Origin of the sequence: Lacisediminihabitans sp. (genome assembly GCF_043726815.1) — a bacterium.
GTDB lineage: Bacteria > Actinomycetota > Actinomycetes > Actinomycetales > Microbacteriaceae > Lacisediminihabitans.
The window spans coordinates 82678-102473 of sequence record NZ_JAYSJZ010000074.1 but is presented as its reverse complement, the minus strand read 5'-3'; the positions used below and the strand labels follow the sequence as shown (position 1 = coordinate 102473).

The window sequence follows — 19796 nt, the reverse complement described above, 5'->3', positions numbered from 1 at the left end:
GTCACTATTGTCTATTTTGTATACACAGCCTAGACTGCACGACACGTCCGCCGACGAGGGAGATGGGGCCATGGCCGTTGCACTGCGCGCGAGCGATCGGGCCTATCTCGTGCTTCGCGAGGAGATCATCGACTGGGAGCTTCCGCCGGGCAGCGTGCTCGGCGAGGTCGACCAGGCCGCAAGGCTCGGAGTCTCCCGCACGCCGCTGCGCGAGGCCCTCGCCCGCCTCACCGCCGACGGCCTCGTGCTCGCCCAGGCCGGCCGCGGACTCGTCGTGAGCGACATCTCGGTGGAGAACATCCGCGAGATCTTCGAAGTGCGTCAGTCCCTGGAGGCGCAGGCCGCCCGTCTCGCGGCGATCAGGCACGAGGGCGACGTGTTCCATGATCTGAGCCGGGAGTTCCGGGCCGTGCCGCAACTTCTCGAACACGACGATCCGGCCAGGCACGCCTACTACGGCCTCGTCGAGCGATTCGACCAGGCCGTGGACGACGCGGCGAGAAACCCCTACCTCGTCGCCGCGCTCAACAGCCTGCGCACCCATCTCGTGCGCGTGCGCCGCCTTGCGAAGGACAACCCGGTGCGCCTCTCCGCCGCCGCGGGGGAACACCTGCTGATCGTGCAGGCGATCGCCGCCCGCGACGCGGACCTCGCCGCCCACGCCACGCACGTACACCTGCACAATGCGCTGCAAAGCGCCCTCGAATCCACTCGACACGCCCCGACCACGTAAGGAAGCACCGTGAAACTCCACTCCGTTCGCACCCACCCGAGCTCCGAGAACCTGCCGCGCGAGCACCAGCTCGCCTGGAAGATCGCCGAGGTCGCCACCGACCAGGTGGCGGTGACGGATGAGGTGGCCGAGATGATCGTCAACCGCGTGATCGACAACGCGGCGGTCGCCACCGCGTCGCTCACCCGGGCTCCCGTCGTGGCCGCGCGGGCCCAGGCGCAGGATCACCCGTACACGCCAGGCTCCACGGTGTTCGGCGTCGGCGGCCGGTACAGCCCGGAGTGGGCGGCCTGGGCGAACGGGGTCGCCGTGCGCGAGCTCGACTACCACGACACCTTCCTCGCCGCCGAGTACTCGCACCCGGGGGACAACATCCCGCCGATCCTCGCCGTGGCCCAGCACGCCGGCAAGTCGGGCGCCGACCTCATCCGCGGGATCGCCACCGGCTACGAGATCCAGGTCGACCTGGTGAAGGCGATCAGCCTGCACGCGCACAAGATCGACCACGTCGCGCACCTCGGCCCGTCCGCGGCCGCCGGCATCGGCACCCTGCTCGGGCTCGACACCGCCACGATCTTCCAGGCAATCGGGCAGGCGCTGCACACCACCACGGCCACCCGGCAGTCCCGCAAGGGCGAGATCTCCACCTGGAAGGCGTACGCCCCGGCCTTCGCCGGCAAGATGGCGGTCGAGGCCGTGGACCGGGCGATGCGCGGCCAGACCAGCCCCACCCCGATCTACGAGGGCGAGGACGGCGTGATCGCCTGGCTGCTCGACGGACCGGATGCAAACTACGAGGTGCCGCTGCCCGAGGCCGGCGAGGCCAAGCGCGGCATCCTCGACACGTACACGAAGGAGCACTCGGCGGAGTACCAGGCGCAGGCCTGGATCGACCTGGCCAGGAAGCTGCATCGCGAGTATCCCGCCCTCGGCGACGCCGGCACCATCGAGCGGGTCATCATCCGCACCTCCCACCACACGCACTTCGTGATCGGATCGGGTGCCAACGACCCGCAGAAGTACGACCCGAAGGCGAGTCGCGAGACCCTCGACCACTCGATCCCGTACATCTTCACCGTGGCCCTGCAGGACGGCGAGTGGAACCACGAGCGCTCGTACGCCCCGGAGCGGGCCGCCCGCCCGGACACCGTGGCGCTCTGGAACCGCGTGGTCACCGAGGAAGACCCGGAGTGGACGCGCCGCTACCACTCCACCGACCCGGCAGAGAAGGCCTTCGGCGGGAGCGTCGCGATCACCCTCACCGACGGCTCGACGATCGTCGACGAGATCGCCGTGGCCGACGCTCATCCCCTCGGGGCGAGGCCGTTCGCCCGGGAGCAGTACGTGGCCAAGTTCCGCACCCTCGCGGACGGCGTGCTCGAACCGACGGAGATCGAGCGCTTCCTCGACCTCGCCCAGCGGCTGCCCTCCCTCGGCGCCGACGACCTGTCCGGCCTCACCGTCACCGCCCGGCCGGGCCTCCTGGCCGGCTTCCCCGGCCCGAAAGGACTCTTCTGATGCTGTACGCCCCCACCACCCCCGCCGAGAAGCGCGCCAACCTGCGGGCCGCGCTCGCCACCGGTGAGCTGCTGCGCCTGCCTGGCGCCTTCAACCCGCTGAGCGCCAGGCTCATCCAGGACAAGGGCTTCGACGGCGTCTACATCTCCGGCGCCGTGATCTCCGCCGACCTCGGGCTGCCGGACATCGGGATGACGACCCTCACCGAGGTCGCGGGCCGCGCCCAGCAGATCAGCCGGATGACGGACCTGCCGTCGCTCGTCGACGCGGACACCGGATTCGGCGAGCCGATGAACGTGGCCCGCACGGTGCAGACCCTCGAGGATGCCGGGGTCGCCGGCCTGCACATCGAGGACCAGGTCAACCCCAAGCGCTGCGGCCACCTCGACGGCAAGGCGGTGGTCGACTCGGACACGGCGATCAAGCGCATCCGCGCGGCCGTCTCGGCCCGTCGCGACCCGAACCTGCTCATCATGGCGCGCACCGACATCCGGGCCCTGGACGGCATCGGCGCGGCGATCGACCGGGCCAAGCAGCTCGTGGATGCCGGCGCCGACGCGATCTTCCCCGAGGCGATGGCCGACCTCTCCGAATTCGAGGCGGTGCGCCGGGCCATCGACGTGCCGGTGCTCGCCAACATGACCGAGTTCGGCAAGAGCGAGCTGTTCACCACCCGGCAGCTCGCCGACGTCGGAATCAACATCGTCATCTACCCGGTGAGCCTTCTTCGGCTGGCGATGGGGGCCGCGGAGCGCGGCCTCGATACCATCAATGCGGAGGGTTCGCTCGCTTCTCGCGTTCCCGACATGCAAACCCGGGCGAGACTGTATGAGCTGCTCGACTACGAGTCGTACAACGCGTTCGATAGTTCGGTATTCAACTTCACCGTCTGACGGCGGCCGGGCCACGGAAAAATCACAAGGAGCACCATGACCGATCCAGCCATCCACAAGGGCCTCGCCGGTGTCGTCGTCGACTTCACGGCGGTCTCGAAGGTGAACCCAGACACCAATTCCCTGCTCTACCGCGGCTACCCGGTGCAGGAACTCGCCGCGAAGTGCTACTTCGAGGAGGTCGCCTACCTGCTCTGGCACGGCGAGCTGCCCGACGAGCGCCAGCTCGCCGAATTCGAGACCCTCGAGCGTTCGCTGCGGGCCCTGGACGACAACGTCAAGCGCGTGATCGACGACCTTCCGCTGACCGCCCACCCGATGGATGTCGTGCGCACCGCGGTGAGCGTCATCGGCGCCAACGATCCGGATGCCGCGGACTCGAGCCCCGAATCCAACCTGGCCAAGTCGGTGTCGCTGCTGGCCAAGCTTCCCGCGATCGTCGCCTACGACCAGCGCCGCCGTCGCGACCAGCACCTGGTGGAGCCGCGCGACGACCTGGGCTACAGCGCCAACTTCCTGCACATGACGTTCGGCGACGTGCCGGACCTCGTCGTGGTCAACGCCTTCGACGTGTCGATGATCCTCTACGCCGAGCACTCGTTCAACGCGTCGACGTTCACCGCGCGGGTGATCACCTCGACCCTCGCCGACCTGTACAGCGCCGTCGTCGGGGGGATCGGCGCCCTCAAGGGCGCGCTGCACGGCGGGGCCAACGAGGCCGTGATGCACACCTTCGACGAGATCGGCAGCGCGGACAAGGCCGCGGCCTGGCTCGATGCCGCGCTCGCCGAGAAGCGCAAGATCATGGGATTCGGCCACCGGGTCTACAAGAACGGCGACTCCCGGGTGCCCACCATGAAGGCGGCGCTCGACACCCTCATCGCCGAGTACGACGCGCAGGATCTCGGCGACCTCTACGACGCCCTCGAGACCGCCATGGCCGAGCGCAAGAACATCAAGCCGAACCTCGACTATCCGTCGGGTCCCGCCTACCGCCTTATCGGCTTCGACACCGAGATGTTCACGCCGCTGTTCGTCGCCAGCCGGATCACCGGCTGGACCGCGCACATCATGGAGCAACTCGGCTCGAACGCGCTCATCCGACCCCTGAGCCTGTACAACGGTCCGGACGAGCGACACATCGACTGACCAGCAGCACGACAACCGGCACCGAAGGGCGGCGCCCCAGGCTCCGCCCTCCAGTGGTCCGGATGTATCGTGCGCGGGCTAGACGGGCTGGGCGGCCTCGACTACCTCTGCGAGGTCGAGGATGTCGAGACCGGTCTGCACGAGCCGCGCGAGCAGCGCATCCGACGCGGGCTCGCGCATCACGAACTCGGAGAGGAACAGCGGACCCACGATCTGCAGGTACTGGTCCAGAGTGACCGGGCCCACGGTGTCGGTGAAGGCATCGATGGGCCAGGCCCCGAGCGCGGCGAGCGGCTCCGAGGCCGCGCCGTCCTGGGCGGCCTGATGGATCAGGGTCGCCAGGGCGACATTGGTCACCGGGTCGTGCAGGCGTTCACGGATCGTGGCCAGGTAGATCTCGAGGCGCTCGCGCGGCGAGAGTCCTTCCGGGCTGAGCCCGTCGCTGTTCTCACGGAGCGTCACGGCGTCGCTGATGACGCGATCGATCGTGCCCCAGTGGGTGTACAGCGTGCGCCGCGAGACTTGCGCTCTCGTGGCGAGGCTGGTTAGCGTCAACGGCTCTCCAGAGCGCTCGCCGAGCATCTGGCGGGCGGTATTGAGCACGTGGAGCCGGGTTCTCTGCACTCTAGGATCAGACATCTGCTCATGTTAGGCCCGGGGCGCGGACATACCTAGGACTTTCGACCCCCTCTGTTCCGAGTCATACGCCCCAGTTTATTTCCACCCGTTCGCCCCGCGGCGTGGCGACCAGGAGGCCGGTATCACCGAACGCCTCCTCGAGGTTCGCGCGGGTCTCGGAGAAGTGCGCCCAGTCCTCGGTGTGCACGCCGACCACCCGTTTCGCGCCCAGCAGGCGGGCCGCGGCCACGGCATCCGAGGAGGTCAGTGTGAGCGGAGCGTCGACGGCCGGCACCCGCGCGGCGCCCGCGTTGAGCACGGCGATGTCGATGGGAGCGAAGCGGTCCGCGATCTGCCCGACGAGGGGAAGGGAGGCGTTGTCACCGCTCACGTAGACGGTCGGCTCGCCCGGCGCCTGAAGCACGAATCCGATCACCGGACCCGACCGGCGTTCGGATCCTGGCGGACCGTGCAGGGCGGGCACGGCCGTGATCGTGACCGCGCCGATGTCGAAGGTCTCCCAGCCGTCGAGGCCGATCACGCTTCCGCCGAAGAGATCGTTCGCCGCCATCACGGTGCTGAGCGTGGGAACGCCCTGCGCGATCAGTTCGAGACCCTCGTAGTCGAGGTTGTCCTTGTGGCCGTGGTGCGACAGCAGCACGAGATCGACGGGCCCGAGCTCGCCTCGCGGGATGCCGGGGCCGTGTGTCTTCACGAGGGTGGTCGACCCCGGTTCGGCATAGGTCTGAGGCGCATCGAACGTGGGATCAGTCACGATGCGGAGGTTCGCGTAGTCGAGAAGGACCGTTGGTCCACCGATGTAGGTGATGGCTGTCGTAGACACCCTCTGAGCCTACGCTGGAGAGATGCCGAACCACCTGATGGATGCTGTGAGCCCCTATCTGCGGTCCCACGCCGACAACCCGGTCGACTGGTTTCCGTGGGGCGAGGCCGCCTTCGCGGAGGCGGAGCGCCGGGATGTGCCCCTGCTCGTCTCGATCGGCTATTCAACCTGCCACTGGTGCCACGTCATGGCGAGGGAGAGTTTCAGCGATCCGGACACCGCCGCGGTGATCAACGCCGGTTTCGTCGCCGTGAAGGTGGACCGGGAGGAGCATCCCGACGTCGACGCGAGCTACCTCGCGGCGGCGGGCGCGTTCACCGAGAACCTCGGCTGGCCGCTCAACGTGTTCGTGACCCCGCGGGGTCGCACCTTCTACGCCGGAACCTACTGGCCCCCGACGCCGATGGGCGGGCATCCGGCCTTTCGGCAGGTTCTCGAATCGGTGCTCGAGGCGTGGCGGGACCGGCGCGCCGAGGTGGAGGAGAGTGCCGCGGTCGTCGCGGAGGCGATCGCCGACCAGGGCGTGCCGGCGGCCGGAGCCCTGCCCGGTGACGCGGAGCTCGCGCTGGCGGTGCGGCACGTGCTCGAGGGCGAGGACACCGAGTTCGGCGGATTCGGTCGGGCGCCCAAGTTTCCGGTCGCTCCCGTGCTGCTCTTCCTGCTCGAACGGGGCGCCTCGGGGGATGCCGAGGCCGGCGCGCTGGCGACGCGCACCCTGCGCACGATGGCCGGCTCCGGGTTGCGCGACCCCATCGAGGGCGGCTTCTTCCGCTACGCGACGGCGCGCGACTGGACGGAACCGCACTACGAACGGATGCTCTACGACAACGCCCTGCTTCTGCAGGCCTACGCGCGACTCGAGCAGCTCGAGCCGGGCGCCGGCCGGGCCACCGCCGAGGGAGTCGTCTCCTTCCTCGATGCCGTGCTCTCCCAGCCGGGCGGCGGCTTCGCCTCGGCCCAGGACAGCGAGAGCACGGTCGACGGTGTGCGGGTGGAGGGCGGCTACTACGCTCTCGATGCCGCGGGCCGGGCGGCGCAACGACCCCCGGCGGTGGACGCCAAGGTGCTCACCGGCTGGAATGGTCTGGCGATCGAGGCCCTCGCCACGGCCGGATTTGCGCTCTCCCGTCCCGATTGGGTGGCGGCCGCGGGCGCGACGGCCGACGACATCCTGGCCCGGCATCTCGCGGCGGACGGCACCCTGCTTCGCGCGTCGATCGGCGAGCGAGTGTCGAGCGCCAGGGCCACCCTCGAGGACTACGGCATGCTCGCCGCCGGCCTCGTCACGCTCGCCGCGGCGAGCGGGGAGGTGCGGTACGCGATCGCCGCGCGCCGCCTCGTGGATGCCTCACTGGCGGCCGCCGCCGCGACCCCGTTCGGAGTGCCGGGCGGGGCGGATCCCGCGCTCGCCGTCCGCGGTCTGGCCCTCGAGGTCGACCCGTCCGAGGGCGCGTACCCGTCCGGGCTGAGCGCGATGGCCGCCGCCTCGCTGCGGCTTTACCTGCTCACCGGCCATGCCCCGTATCGGCAGGCGAGCGAACAAGCCATGGAGCTGCTCGCGCCCCTCGCGGTGCCGCGGCCGGTGTCGTTCGGCGGCGCGCTCGCCGTGATGTCCGCGCTCGCGGCCCCGGTCGCCCAGCTCGTGGTCGTGAGCGACGACCCCGACTCGGCCCTGGCCGCCGTCGCGCGCGGCTGGTTTCGAAGCGGGGCGGTCAGCACGGTGGTCACCCGCGCGCAGGCCGAGGCGTTCGCGGCCGCCGGGTTCGAGCTCTTCGAGGGCCGGGACCGGGAGGCCGCCTACCTCTGCGAGTCGTTCGTCTGCAGGCTGCCGCTCACCGATGCGGCCGAGCTCGAGCGCGCCCTGCTGTCCTGAGGCCGTTGCGGCCCTGTCGCGCAGCCGCCTCGTCTTCCCGTTTCCCCGGGACTCTGGTTGTGCAGGACGCTTGGCGCTCCCGGTCTCGTGGCCATGCTCTGGAGACTCTGGTTCTGCAGGACGCCCGGCGCCGGCAAACATCGGGTGTGACAGACTCGGTGTCCTGCACAACGGGAGTCTGCCAGGGAGAGTCTGCCCGTGGGTGCCGGGCGGAGGGGCGGGTGTCCTGCACAACGGGAGTCTCCAAGGAGCCACGGGGAGCCCGGCGGAGGGCGCAACGGGAGTGGCCAGAGGGCCTCAGCAAGCGACGGGCTAGGCGTCCTGCACAACGGGAGTGCTACCCGGAGCGCGGGTCGCGGAGCGAGCGGCGAGGAGCAACGCCACCCAGCCGACGGCAAGGAAGAGCTGCCCGAGCACGCCCACCGGAAAGTAGATGTGGTCTCGCAGGAACAGCACGGAGCCCACGACGACGAGCAACGCGCCCGGGATGGCCGGCCGGCCGGTCGAGGCGATCGCGACGACTCCGGCGATCGTCGCGGCGAGCACGAGGGCGACGCTGCCGACGAGTCCGAGGTCGCGGCCCAGGCCGAAAACCGTTCCGGTGGCCCGCCCCATGTCGTCGAGCCGCAGGCCGCCGGCCCCGATACCGGCGAGCACGTCGAGCGCCGTGTAGAAGGCGGCGTAGAGGAATCCGAGAGTGCCGACCAGCCAGCTCAACACGGCGCCGCGTCCGCGCAGGATCAGCCACGGCGCGAAGCCGAGGAGCGGGAACACCGCGAGGATGCCGATGTGCAGGTTCCGCCAGTATTCGGCGGTCGACGCGGTGAGGTGCATCGGGTGCGTGACCCCGACCGCCGCGAGGACGAGCGGCGGCAGGCCGACGGTGAGGTACGGAACGGCCGCGCGAGGTCTCATCGCGTCAGGCTCCAAGGCGCACGGGTGCTCAGCGGACAGTCTTGCGGGAGGTGATCACTCCCGTGTCGAATCCGAGCAGGTGCAGGCCGCCGTGGAATCGGGCGTGCTCGATCTTGATGCACCGGTCCATCACCACCGTGAGCCCCTTGCTCTCGCCGTAGATCGCGGCCTCCTGGTTCCAGATGCCGAGCTGCACCCAGACCACGGGGGACCCGATCGCGACGACATCGTCGATCACGGAGGGGATGTCGCTCGCCTTGCGGAACACATCCACGATGTCCGGCACCTCGGGCAGCGACGCGAGATCCGGGTACGCCTTCTGCCCGAGGATGGTGTCGGCATTCGGGTTGACGAAGTACACCCGGTAGTCGCTCGACTGCAGGAGGTAGGTGCCGACGAAGTAGCTCGACCGGGCCGCATTCGGCGACGCCCCGACGATCGCGATGGACTTCGCCTTGCGCAGGATCGCGAGCCGCTCCTTGGCGCTCGGACCCACCCAGGTGCGCTGCGACTTGAGCAGCTTGGCCAGCGGAGAGTCCGCCGGAAGCGCACAACTCAGGCCGTTCGGCAGGACCGTCACATCGGTCGGTGCTGTGCTCATCGGTTGCCCTTCGTCGCGGCCGTCAAAGCCTGGTCGAGGTCGTAAACAATGTCGTCCGGGTCTTCTATTCCTACACTGATGCGCACCAGTCCGGGAAGCACGCCGGCATCGGCGAGCTGCTGCTCGTTCAACTGCGCGTGCGTGGTCGACGCGGGATGAATGACGAGCGTCTTCGCGTCGCCGATATTCGCCAGATGGCTGGCCAGGTTCACCGACTCGATGAACGTCCGCCCCACCTCCCGGCCGCCCCGCACACCGAAGCTGAACACGGCTCCCGGCCCCTTGGGCAGGTATTTCTTCGCGCGGTCGAAGTGCGGGTGGCCGGGCAGCCCGGCCCAGTTCACGAACTCGATGCGCGGGTCGGCCTCGAGCCACTCGGCCACGATGCGCGCGTTGTCCACGTGCGCCTGGAGTCGGAACGGGAGGGTCTCGACGCCCTGGGCGAGCAGCCAGGCCGAGTGCGGGGACAGCGCGGGCCCGATGTCGCGCAGGTGCTCGGCGCGCAGCCGGGTGAGGAATGCGTACTCGCCGAAGTTGCCGTGCCAGTTGAGCCCGCCGTACGACGGCACCGGCTGGTCGAAGAGCGGGAAGTGCTCGTTGGCCCAGTGGAACCGGCCGGACTCCACCACCACGCCGCCGAGGGTCGTGCCGTGTCCGCCGAGGAACTTCGTGGCGGAGTGCACCACGACATCCGCCCCCCACTCGATCGGCCGGGTGAGGTAGGGGGTGGCGATCGTCGAGTCGATGATGAGCGGGATGTGGTGGGCATGGGCGACATCGGCGAGCCCCTCGAGGTCGGCGATCTCGCCGGAAGGGTTCGCCACGATCTCCGCGAAGATGAGCTTGGTCTTGTCGGTGATCGCCGCGGCGTAGTCCTCGGGGTTGGAGCCCTGCACGAACGTCGTGTCCACGCCGAACCGGCGCAGGGTCACGTCGAGCTGCGTGATCGACCCTCCGTACAGGCTCGCCGAGGCGACGATGTGGTCGCCGGCACCCGCGAGCGACGCGAAGGTGATGAACTGCGCGCTCAGCCCGCTCGCCGTCGCGACGGCGCCGAGCCCGCCCTCGAGCGAGGCGACGCGCTCCTCGAAGGAGGCGACGGTGGGGTTGGCCAGGCGGCTGTAGATGTTGCCGTACTTCTGCAGGGCGAAGCGGGCCGCGGCATCCGCGGTGTCGTCGAAGACGAAGGCGGTGGTCTGGTAGATCGGCAGGGCCCGCGCCCCGGTGACGGCATCGGGGATGTTCCCGGCGTGGATTGCGCGGGTGCGGAAGCCCCACTCTCGGTCTGTGTTGTCGCGTTCGGCCATGCGAGAACGCTACCCCAGCGTGGTCGGCCGGGCCGCGCGTGCACGCCACGAGGCGTAACACGCCCCGGCTAGCGCCAGCCGGGAAGCCAGTAGTGGGCCTGGGAGAACCAGGTGGGGATCTGCAGGCCGATCCAGACCGGGTAGAAGAAGGCGCTCACGAACACGGCGAGCACCAGGAACACCGCCACGATCCGGATGCCGCGCAACCGTCGCCAGGGCGGATCCGTGCGCGACCCGAGGATCAGGCCGATCACGAAGACAAGGCCGAGGAACATGTACGGCTCGAAGACGATCGCGTAGAACTGGAACACGGTGCGCTGGGTGTAGAGCAGCCAGGGCAGGTAGCCGGCGACCATGCCCATGAGGATCAGTCCCACCCGCCACTCGTGGTAGCGGATGAGGCGGTAGACGAGGTAGAAGATGGCCGCGGTGGCCGCGTACCAGATGAGCGGATTCGCGATCGAGGTGATGTACTGCGCGCATCCACCGGCGAACGTGCAGCCGCCCTGGCCCTGCGCCTGTCCCTCGTAGAAGAAGGCCGTCGGCCGCTGAAGGAAGAGCCAGCCGAGCGGGTTCGCCGCGTACGAGTGCACCGAGTGCTCGTTCACGTTGAAGTCGTAGACGCTCTGCTGATAGTGCCAGAAGCTCTGGATCGAGTGCGGTACCCACGAGAACACGCCGGTCGCCGCGTTGTCGGGGGCGTCCGCGAAGCCGCGGTAGTAGCCGCCGTAGGTGCGGAACCAGCCGAACCAGCTCGCGAGATAGGCCGCCACGGCGATGGGGACGGTGAGCAGGAAGGTGACCGGCGCCTGGCGGAACACGACGCCGCTCGCCCAGAACACGATCCCGGCCCGGCGACGCGCGACGGCGTCCACCACGAGGGAGTAGATCGCGAACGCGGCAAGAAAGTACAGGCCGCTCCACTTCGTGGCGCTCGCGAGTCCGAAGGCGAGTCCGGCGGCGACGAGCCAGGGACGGAACCATAGGGCCGGCCCCCAGTCCGTGCTTCGGCCGGCATCCGTCCTGGCCGCCATCCACGCGGAGAGCCTCGACGCGCTCTGGGAGCGGTCGAGCAGAATGGCCCAGAAGCCCGCGAGGGTGAGGATCATCACGAAGTTGTCGAGCAGCGACGTGCGGGACATCACGATGGCGTGGCCGTCGATCGCCATCAGGCCGCCGGCGATCGTCGCGAGAACCGTCGACTTGAGGAGGGCGCGGGCGATCATCGCGAGCATGAACACCGCGAGGATGCCGACAACGGCGGTGCTGATGCGCCAGCCGACGCTGCTCTCCGCACCGAGCGCCCGCAGCCCGAGCGAGATGAGCCACTTTCCGAGCGGCGGATGTGCAACGTACGACCCGGCGGACGTGTAGATGTTCACGTTGCCGGCGTTGAAGCTCTTGTCGGCCTCGGCCGGCCACGACCCCTCGTAGCCGAGGTTCATGAGCGTGTATGCATCCTTCACGTAGAAGGTCTCGTCGAAGACGAGGGAGTGCGGGTCGCCGAGCCGCCAGAGCCGCAGCACGGCGGCGAGCAGGGTGACGGCGATCGGGCCGCCCCAGTACCAGAGGCGCTGCCGCAGCGGGGTGCCGAGCATCCGCCCCCACCAGGCGTCGATTCGGGTCAGCGGATGTTCCCCGCCGGTCGCGTCGTCTCTCCCCTGCTCGGGCGCGCTCCCGGCCGCGGGGGCGACGAGCGCGTCGAAGCCGGCGTCTGGTCTGGTCACAGGAGCAATGGTAGGGGAGCGGACCGGGGAGAACCGGATGGGAGGATGGGGCCATGATCATCCTCGCCGCGACTCCGATCGGCAATCTCGGTGACGCCTCCCGGCGCCTCGTGGAGGCCCTCGGCAATGCCGAGGTCATCGCCTCGGAGGACACCAGGGTCACCATCCACCTCATGCGCGCCCTGGGCATCGAGAACCGGCCCCGGCTGATCGCCCTGCACGAGCATAACGAGGTGGCCAAGGCGGCCGAGATCGTGGAGCTCGCCCGGGGCATCGACGTGCTCGTGCTCACCGACGCCGGAATGCCGGCCATCAGCGACCCCGGCTTCTCGATCGTGACGGCGGCGGCGGCGGCCGGGGTGACGGTCACCGCCCTGCCCGGCCCCTCCGCGGTCATCACCGCGCTCGCCGTGTCCGGCCTGCCGACCGACAGGTTCACGTTCGAGGGGTTCCTGCCCCGCAAGGGCCGTCTCGCCTTTCTGCGCACGCTCGCGCGGGAACCGCGAACCATGGTCTTCTTCGAGTCGCCCAATCGGCTGGCCGGGGCCCTCGGCGACATCGCCACGGCCCTCGGCGACGATCGTCGCGTCGCCGTCTGCCGGGAGCTCACGAAACTCTACGAGGAGGTGCGCCGAGGAACCGCCGCCGAGCTCGTCGAGTGGGCCACCGCCGGGGTGAAGGGCGAGATCTGCATCGTCGTGGAGGGCGGGGCGGCCCAGCAGGTGGACCTCGCGACCGGCATCGGTCAGGTCCTGGCGCTGGTGGAGTCCGGTTCCCGGCTCAAGGAGGCCGCGGCCGAGGTGGCCGAGGCCACCGGTCTGGGCAAGCGCGACCTCTACGAGGGGGCGCTCAGCTCGCGCGGGGTCAGCTCGCGCTGAGCCTCTCGATGTCGCTCGTGCGCAGCACGAGATCGGCGGCCAAGGCGGAGTCGGCGATGCTCTCCGGGCGGCTCGCGCCGGGGATCGGGATTACGCAATGGCCGAGCGCGAGCTCCCAGGCGAGGGTGACCCGCTGCGGGCTCACCCCGAGCTCCTCCGCGATCTCGGCGAACGCCGGATGGTCGGCGAAGACCTCGCCGCCCCGCCTCGCGCCGCCGAGGGGGCTCCAGGGCAGGAAGGCGATCTCCCGCTCGACGCAGTAGTCGAGCTCACCCTCGCTCGAGCGGTAGGCCGGCGAGAACTGGTTCTGCACCGACACGAGCCGGCCGCCGAGCACATGGTCGGCGAGGGCGATCTGCCTGACGTTGGCGTTGGAGATGCCGGCCATCCGGATCACGCCCTCGTCCATGAGCTCGCGGATGGCGCCCATCGACGTCTCGTAAGAGACTCCCGGGTCCGGGCGATGAAACTGGTAGAGGCCGATCGTGTCCACGCCCAGTCGGCGTCGCGACTCCCTGGCCGCCTGCTTGAGGTGGGCGGGGGAGCCGTCCCTGTCCCACGGTCCGCCGTCGCGGTGCACGAGCCCGCCCTTGGTCGCGACGAGCACTCCCGAGGTGTCGCCGGGCCAGGAGGCGAGGGCCTCGGCGACGAGGGTCTCGTTGTGGCCCTGCCCGTCGGCGTCCGTCGTGTAGGCGTCGGCCGTGTCGATGAGAGTGATGCCGGCGTCGAGGGCGGCATGGATGGTGCGGATCGCCTGGGGGCGCTCTGGCCGACCCTCGATCGACAGGGGCATCGCGCCGAGCCCGATCGCGCTCACCTTCGTGTCGCCGATCCTGCGATATCTCATGCCGCAAGCCTAGGGCGGCCCCGACCGGTGCGCGGCTGATGTCGACTCGTGACAGGTAGACCGATTTTTCTGCCCCCTCTTGTGGTTACTTTTGCTCACGATTAGGGTCGCGTTTGTGCGGTTTCGCGCGTCATGCCTTGTGCTCAGGAAGGATTATGAATGACCATTTTCGCGCGCCCGGGGGCGTCCTCACGAAGGATCGTCGCCATAGTGGCCACGGCGGCGGCCGTCGTCGCCCTGTCGTTCACGGGAGTCTCGGCGGCCACCGCCGCGGATCGAGTCCCGTTCTCCGGCTCCGTGCCGTCGTGGGCGAAGACCGCCAACGACGCCGGGGCACCGGCCGCCGACACCACGGTGGAGGGTGAGATCTACCTGCCCCTGCGCAATGCGGCGGCGGCCGAGACCCTCGCGGTCGCGGTGTCCACTCCCGGTGCGCGCGGCTACCGCCAGGCGCTCACCCCCCAGCAGTGGATCCAGCGCTTCTCCCCGACCCAGGCCGACCTGGACGAGGTGGTGAACTACCTCACGTCGCAGGGCCTCACGATCAGTGCGGTGCCGGCCAGCCGGCAGTTCGTCGTGTTCCGGGGCACGGCCGCCCAGCTCAACGCGGGCTTCGCCACCGACCTCCACAAATACTCCTACGCCGGCCAGACCCTCGTCGCGCCGGCTGCAGCCCCCTCCGTGCCCGCCGCTCTCGGCGCCAAGGTCTCGGGTGTCAGCCTCGACCAGGCCCGCTTCCTCACCAGGCCGGACTCGATCAAACAGGGCGATCTCGGCGGGGCAGACGACGTGAAGGCGTTCGGTCGCCAGGCGGCCGTCACCCCCACGATTCCGGCCCCCTGCTCGACCTACATCGGCCAGAACACGGTCACGGTGCCGCCGGCCTACGGCAAGACCCAGTTCAGCACCAACATCTGCGGGTACACCCCGGCCCAGCTGCGCTCGGCCTACGGGCTCGACTCGCTCGCCAAGTCGGGCGTCAACGGAGCCGGCCAGACCGTGGCGATCATCGACGCCTACGCCTCTCCGTCGATCGTGAGCGACGTCAACACCTACTCGACTGCTCTCGGTGAGCCGGGCCTCACCTCGGCGACGTACCGGCAGATCGTGCCAGCGCCGAGCGAGTTCAAGGACCAGGAGGCCTGCGGATTCCCCAGTGGCTGGCAGGGTGAGCAGACCCTCGACGTCGAGTCGGTGCACGGGATCGCCCCCGGGGCCACCATCCTCTACGTCGGCGGCTTCAACTGCGGCGGCGGGCTCGATGTCGCACTGGCGAACGTGCTCGACAACAAGCTCGCCACCATCGTGAGCAACAGCTATGGCAACGTCGGGGAGGCCATCCCCTTCGACGCCCTCAAGGGCGCGGAGAACCTGCACATCCAGGCCGCGGGCACGGGAATCGGGCTCTACTTCTCGAGCGGTGACAACGGTGACGAGGTCGCCAACCTCGGCTTCGTGTCTCCCGACTTCCCGGCATCCTCGCCATACGTCACGGCGGTCGGCGGCACGAGCCTCGGCATCGACAAGGGCGGCAAGATCGCCCTCGAGACCGGATGGGGCGACACCGCCGACGTGATCACGTCGACCGCCGGAGTTCTGGCATACACCGAGACGCCTCCCGGAACCCTGTTCCTCGGCGGAGCGGGCGGCGGCACAAGCGGCGTCTTCAAGGCGCCCGCCTACCAGCGCGGAGTCGTGCCGGCGTCGCAGGCGAAGGGCTTCAGGGTGTCCCCGGACATCGCGGCGCTCGCCGACCCGTACACCGGCTTCTCGATCGGCATCAGCCCGATCGTGGATGACACGACCCTCGAGACCGGCGCCTTCGAGCGGGACACCTACGGTGGTACGTCGCTCGCGTCGCCGATCGTGGCCGCGCAGATCGCGATCGTTCAGCAGGCGACCCGCACCTCGATCGGGTTTGCGAACCCGACCCTGTACGGGCTCGACCGCATCCTGCCGTCGTCGTTCCGTGACGTGGTGCCGCAGGATCCGCGTCAGGCTCTCGTCTACACCAGCGCCAGGAGCGGGCGCAGCTTCCTGATCAGCCTCGACACCGACACCTCGCTCACCACGGCGAAGCGGTACGACAACGTGACGGGCATCGGCGGGGTGACCTTCGGGTTGCTGTCGCTGCTCGCCCAGGGCAGGCACTAACCGCGACACCGTGATCCGGCGGTCGAGCGGGCGCACCAGCTGCGACGCTCGATCGCCGGATCTCGCCACGGGCGAACGCCGACGCACATAACACTCCCCGGTCGGCGAATAGACTGGACCCCATGGCCGCCGGTGATTCCTTCTATATTGCGACGCCCATCTTCTATGTGAACGATGTGCCGCACATCGGTCACGCGTACACCGAGGTGGCGGCCGACGTTCTGGCGCGCTGGCACCGCCAGGGCGGCGACGACACCTGGCTGCTCACCGGCACCGACGAACACGGCCAGAAGATCCTGCGTACGGCCGTCGCCAACGACACCACGCCCAAGGCCTGGGCCGACAAGCTCGTCGCGGATGCCTGGCTGCCGCTGCTCAAGACGATCAACATCGCCAACGACGACTTCATCCGCACCACCGACGCGCGCCACGAGAGCGCCGTCACGATCTTCCTGCAGAAGCTCTACGACGACGGGTTCATCTACTCGGGTGAGTACGAGGGCTACTATTGCGTGGGCTGCGAAGAGTACAAGCAGATCGATGACCTGATGGAGCTGCCGAGCGGCGACTACGCCGGCAAGCTGCTCTGCAAGATCCACTCGATCCCCGTCGAGGTGCTCAAGGAGAAGAACTACTTCTTCCGCATGAGCGACTTCGAGCAGAAGCTGCTCGACCTGTACGAGTCGCAGCCGGACTTCATCCAGCCGGAGAGCGTGCGCAACGAGATCATCCAGTTCGTGAAGTCGGGGCTCGACGACCTCTCCATCTCGAGGTCCAGTTTCGACTGGGGCATCAAAATCCCGTGGGACCACAGCCACGTGCTCTACGTCTGGTTCGACGCGCTGCTCAACTACATCACCGCGATCGGCTACGGCACGGACGAGCAGAACTTCGACCGCCGCTGGCCGGCAGTGCAGCTCGTCGGCAAGGACATCGCCCGGTTTCACGCCGTGATCTGGCCCGCCATGCTCATGGCCGCCGGGCTGCCGACGCCGAAGCGGGTGTTCGGGCACGGCTGGCTCCTCGTCGGCGGCGAGAAGATGTCCAAGTCCAAGCTCACCGGAATCGCGCCGTCGCAGATCACCGACACCTTCGGCGTCGACGCCTTCCGCTACTACTTCATGCGCGCCATCAGCTTCGGCCAGGACGGCTCGTTCAGCTGGGAAGACCTCTCCGCGCGCTACCAGGCCGAGCTCGCCAACGGCTTCGGCAACCTCTCCTCCCGCGTGATCGCCATGCTGACCCGCTACCGGGCGGGCGAGATCCCAAGCGACGTCACCCTGTCCGAGGCGGACGAGGCGATCTTCGCCGCGTCGACGCGAGTGACGGCCGAGGCGGATGCCGCGATCGAGCGACTGGCGATCCACGAGGCGCTCGCCGCCATCTGGACCCTCGTCGACGACCTCAACGGCTACATCACGATTCAGGAGCCGTGGGCCCTCGCCAAGGACCCCGCGAACGCCGACCGGCTCGACGCGGTGCTCTTCACCGCGCTGCGCGGGCTCGGCACGCTGGCCGTTCTGCTGTCGCCGTTCGTTCCGGACGCGGCCGAGAAGCTCTGGTCGGCGATCGGCGGCGTCGGCGCCGTTCAGCGTCAGGATGTTCGCGCCGCCTTCGACTGGGCCGGCGGCCCGATGGTCACGCCGCTGGAAAGCTCGCTCTTCCCGCGCATCGAATCGCCGGAGCCCGCGCCCGCCTCCTAGCGCCCAAGTTGACGAGGGCTCGATCCCGTCGCAGACTGGCACTCGGTGGCAGCGCAGCCGCCGGTGAGCAGTGAGGATGCCCGATGCCCCAGGCCGTCAGATTCTCGAAGTACGGCGGCACCGAGGTGCTCGAACTCGTCGAGATGGATGCCCGCCCGCCCGGCCGCCGCGAGGTGCAGGTCTCCGTGGTGAGCGCCGCCATCAACCCGGGGGAGATCGCGATCCGCGACGGTCGCGCCCGGGAGGTCTTTCCCGCCCATTTCCCGGAGGGCCAGGGCAGCGACTTCGCCGGGATCGTCACCGCTGTCGGCGAGGGAGTGGACTTTCCGCACGTCGGCGAGGAGGTCATCGGCTTCTCGGACGGCAGGAACGCCCAGGCGGGGTACGTGACGATCGATGCCTCCCGCGTCATCCCGAAACCACACGGGGTCGGCTGGAACGAGGCGGCGAGCCTGTTCGTCGCCGGCACCACCGCCCGCGCCTGCATCGCGGCTGTCGACGTGCGCCCCGGGGACACCGTGGTGGTCGCCGGCGCCGCCGGAGGGGTGGGGGTGATCGCCACCCAGCTCGCGGTGCTGGCCGGTGCCGCCGTGGTGGCGACGGCGAGCGAGGAGAACCACGCCTTCCTGCGCAGCGTGGGCGCCATCCCGGTGGCCTACGGCAAGGGCCTGGCCGACCGGATCCGCAAGATGGTGCCGGACGGCGTCGACGCCTTCATCGACGCCCACGGCGAGGGAAACGTGCAGGTGGCGGTGGAGCTCGGCGTGCCGCGGGACCGCATCAACACCATTGCCGACTTCGCGGCGAAGAAGAAGTACGGGGTGAAGGCGGCCGGGATGTCGACCGTGCAGCCCCGGGAGGCGCTCACTGAACTGGTCAGGCTGGTGGCGAACGGCGAGCTGAAGATCCCGGTCTATGCGACCTATCCGCTCGATCGGGTGCGTGCCGCGTACGAGCGCCTCGCGGCCGGACATGGCCTCGGCAAGATCGTGCTCGAGGTGCGGCCCGCCGACTCCGTGTGACCGGGCGGCGGAGGCGCGCCGGGTAAGATTCGGGGATGCCCGCGCTGGAGAACTCCCAAGGCCCGATCCGCCGGCGTGACACCTCGTCGGAGCAGGCCAAGACCCGCGACCTGAGCTACCCGCCCCTGCCGGAGGCCCTCGTGGTCGCGGTCTACGACAACCACACGCACCTCGAAATCGCCGACGGCGAAGACCCGCTCGACTACCGCGAACAGCTCGACCGCGCGTCCAGCGTCGGCGTGCGCGGGGTGGTGCAGGTGGGCGGCGACCTCGAGACGTCCCGCTGGTCGGCCGAGATGGCGGCCAAGGAACCGCGGATGCTCGCGGCAGTGGCCATCCATCCGAACGAGGCTCCGCGGTACGAGGAGGCGGGCACCCTCGACGCCGCCATCGCGGAGATCGACGAGCTCGCCGGGCGACCACGCGTTCGCGCCGTGGGCGAGACCGGGCTCGACTTCTTCCGCACCGGGGAAGACGGCCGCGCGGCCCAGTACCGGTCGTTCGAGGCGCACATCGCCATCGCCAAGAAGCACGACATTGCGATGCAGATCCACGATCGCGATGCCCACTCCGAGGTGATCGCCACCCTGCGTCGGGTGGGCGCCCCGGAACGCACGGTGTTCCACTGTTTCTCCGGCGACGCGGACATGGCGAGGCTCTGCGCGGACAACGGCTGGTACCTGTCCTTCGCCGGCACGGTCACCTTCAAGAACGCGGCGAACCTCAGGGAGGCTCTCGAGGTGATCCCGCGCAGCCAGATCCTGGTGGAGACGGATGCGCCGTTCCTCACCCCGGCGCCGTACCGCGGGCGTCCGAACGCTCCATACCTGATCCCGCACACCCTGCGATTCATGGCCGACCATCTCGGCACGGACGTGTCGATGCTCGCCGCGCAGATCTCGTCCAACACCGAACTCGTCTACGGCAGCTGGGATGCCGAACCGGTAACCCACGAACAGGGTTCGCCATACGACGAGGCCGTCGACTCGTCCGAGCTCGCGTGAACGGGCACCC

General features: G+C 69.3%; 17 protein-coding genes. 10 read left to right on the top strand and 7 right to left on the bottom strand.

Translation table 11 applies throughout. From position 1 onward, the window contains the following. The first annotated feature begins 70 nt into the window (after window positions 1-70). Genes ACHZD8_RS11405 through ACHZD8_RS11390 form a run of 4 tightly spaced genes read left to right on the top strand, consistent with a single transcriptional unit; the run spans window position 71 to window position 4293 of the window. Entirely contained in the window at window positions 71-733 is a 663-nt protein-coding gene (locus ACHZD8_RS11405) for a GntR family transcriptional regulator (protein ID WP_394770547.1), read from the top strand. A gap of 9 nt (window positions 734-742) precedes the next feature. Continuing rightward, window positions 743-2251 carry an MmgE/PrpD family protein gene (locus tag ACHZD8_RS11400; protein ID WP_394770546.1) on the top strand — a complete coding sequence of 503 codons (1509 nt, stop codon included), beginning with the start codon at window positions 743-745 and terminating at the stop codon, window positions 2249-2251. Beyond that, window positions 2251-3144 (top strand): methylisocitrate lyase, encoded by an 894-nt coding sequence (gene prpB, locus ACHZD8_RS11395; RefSeq protein WP_394770545.1) that lies wholly within the window; start codon window positions 2251-2253, stop codon window positions 3142-3144. Before ACHZD8_RS11400 ends, prpB begins: the two co-directional genes overlap by 1 nt. 36 nt (window positions 3145-3180) lie before the next feature. After that, a complete protein-coding gene (locus ACHZD8_RS11390) occupies window positions 3181-4293 on the top strand; it encodes a bifunctional 2-methylcitrate synthase/citrate synthase (RefSeq protein WP_394770544.1) in 1113 nt (370 codons plus the stop codon). 78 nt (window positions 4294-4371) lie between these two features. On the opposite strand, the gene ACHZD8_RS11385 is transcribed toward ACHZD8_RS11390, so the two are convergent. Together ACHZD8_RS11385 and ACHZD8_RS11380 are read right to left on the bottom strand one after the other, a co-directional pair. Then, window positions 4372-4932, bottom strand: a complete 561-nt coding sequence (locus ACHZD8_RS11385; protein WP_394770543.1) for a TetR/AcrR family transcriptional regulator — start codon at window positions 4930-4932, stop codon at window positions 4372-4374. A 61-nt stretch (window positions 4933-4993) separates the two neighbouring features. Then, the gene (locus ACHZD8_RS11380) at window positions 4994-5755 is read right to left on the bottom strand and encodes an MBL fold metallo-hydrolase (RefSeq protein ID WP_394770542.1); all 762 of its coding nucleotides are present in this window, start codon (window positions 5753-5755) and stop codon (window positions 4994-4996) included. Window positions 5756-5777: 22 nt separating this feature from the next. On the opposite strand from ACHZD8_RS11380, the gene ACHZD8_RS11375 reads away from it, so the two are divergent. Further along, the gene (locus ACHZD8_RS11375; protein WP_394770541.1) at window positions 5778-7628 is read left to right on the top strand and encodes a thioredoxin domain-containing protein; all 1851 of its coding nucleotides are present in this window, start codon (window positions 5778-5780) and stop codon (window positions 7626-7628) included. A 312-nt stretch (window positions 7629-7940) separates the two neighbouring features. Here the strand turns inward: ACHZD8_RS11375 and ACHZD8_RS11370 are convergent, their stop codons facing one another. The 4 genes from ACHZD8_RS11370 to ACHZD8_RS11355 all read right to left on the bottom strand — a co-directional run bounded on the left by ACHZD8_RS11370 (window position 7941) and on the right by ACHZD8_RS11355 (window position 12178). Further along, on the bottom strand, window positions 7941-8543 hold the full coding sequence (locus ACHZD8_RS11370) for a hypothetical protein (RefSeq protein ID WP_394770540.1): 603 nt from the start codon (window positions 8541-8543) through the stop codon (window positions 7941-7943). A gap of 28 nt (window positions 8544-8571) precedes the next feature. Continuing rightward, window positions 8572-9144: a CoA-binding protein gene (locus tag ACHZD8_RS11365; protein ID WP_394770539.1), complete on the bottom strand. Its 573-nt coding sequence runs from the start codon at window positions 9142-9144 to the stop codon at window positions 8572-8574. Then, complete coding sequence (locus tag ACHZD8_RS11360; RefSeq protein ID WP_394770538.1) at window positions 9141-10451, bottom strand: O-acetylhomoserine aminocarboxypropyltransferase/cysteine synthase family protein; 1311 nt, start codon at window positions 10449-10451, stop codon at window positions 9141-9143. The genes ACHZD8_RS11365 and ACHZD8_RS11360 overlap by 4 nt, the downstream gene beginning before the upstream one ends. Before the next feature lie 68 nt (window positions 10452-10519). Then, complete coding sequence (locus ACHZD8_RS11355; RefSeq protein WP_394770537.1) at window positions 10520-12178, bottom strand: dolichyl-phosphate-mannose--protein mannosyltransferase; 1659 nt, start codon at window positions 12176-12178, stop codon at window positions 10520-10522. Window positions 12179-12231: 53 nt separating this feature from the next. Between ACHZD8_RS11355 and rsmI the strand changes: the two genes are divergently transcribed. Further along, window positions 12232-13056 carry a 16S rRNA (cytidine(1402)-2'-O)-methyltransferase gene (gene rsmI / locus ACHZD8_RS11350; protein ID WP_394770536.1) on the top strand — a complete coding sequence of 275 codons (825 nt, stop codon included), beginning with the start codon at window positions 12232-12234 and terminating at the stop codon, window positions 13054-13056. Here the strand turns inward: rsmI and ACHZD8_RS11345 are convergent. Continuing rightward, the gene (locus ACHZD8_RS11345) at window positions 13043-13903 is read right to left on the bottom strand and encodes an aldo/keto reductase (protein ID WP_394770535.1); all 861 of its coding nucleotides are present in this window, start codon (window positions 13901-13903) and stop codon (window positions 13043-13045) included. The two genes, rsmI and ACHZD8_RS11345, sit on opposite strands and share 14 nt — an antisense overlap. A 159-nt stretch (window positions 13904-14062) precedes the next feature. Here ACHZD8_RS11345 and ACHZD8_RS11340 point away from each other — a divergent pair, with 159 nt between their 5' ends. The 4 genes from ACHZD8_RS11340 to ACHZD8_RS11325 all read left to right on the top strand — a co-directional run bounded on the left by ACHZD8_RS11340 (window position 14063) and on the right by ACHZD8_RS11325 (window position 19786). Further along, window positions 14063-16057, top strand: coding sequence for a protease pro-enzyme activation domain-containing protein (locus tag ACHZD8_RS11340; RefSeq protein ID WP_394770534.1), 1995 nt, complete (start codon window positions 14063-14065; stop codon window positions 16055-16057). A 122-nt stretch (window positions 16058-16179) separates the two neighbouring features. Then, on the top strand, window positions 16180-17760 hold the full coding sequence (gene metG, locus ACHZD8_RS11335) for a methionine--tRNA ligase (RefSeq protein WP_394770533.1): 1581 nt from the start codon (window positions 16180-16182) through the stop codon (window positions 17758-17760). A gap of 83 nt (window positions 17761-17843) precedes the next feature. Then, the gene (locus tag ACHZD8_RS11330) at window positions 17844-18782 is read left to right on the top strand and encodes an NADP-dependent oxidoreductase (protein WP_394770532.1); all 939 of its coding nucleotides are present in this window, start codon (window positions 17844-17846) and stop codon (window positions 18780-18782) included. A 35-nt stretch (window positions 18783-18817) separates the two neighbouring features. Beyond that, entirely contained in the window at window positions 18818-19786 is a 969-nt protein-coding gene (locus ACHZD8_RS11325) for a TatD family hydrolase (RefSeq protein WP_394770531.1), read from the top strand. Window positions 19787-19796: the final 10 nt, after the last annotated feature.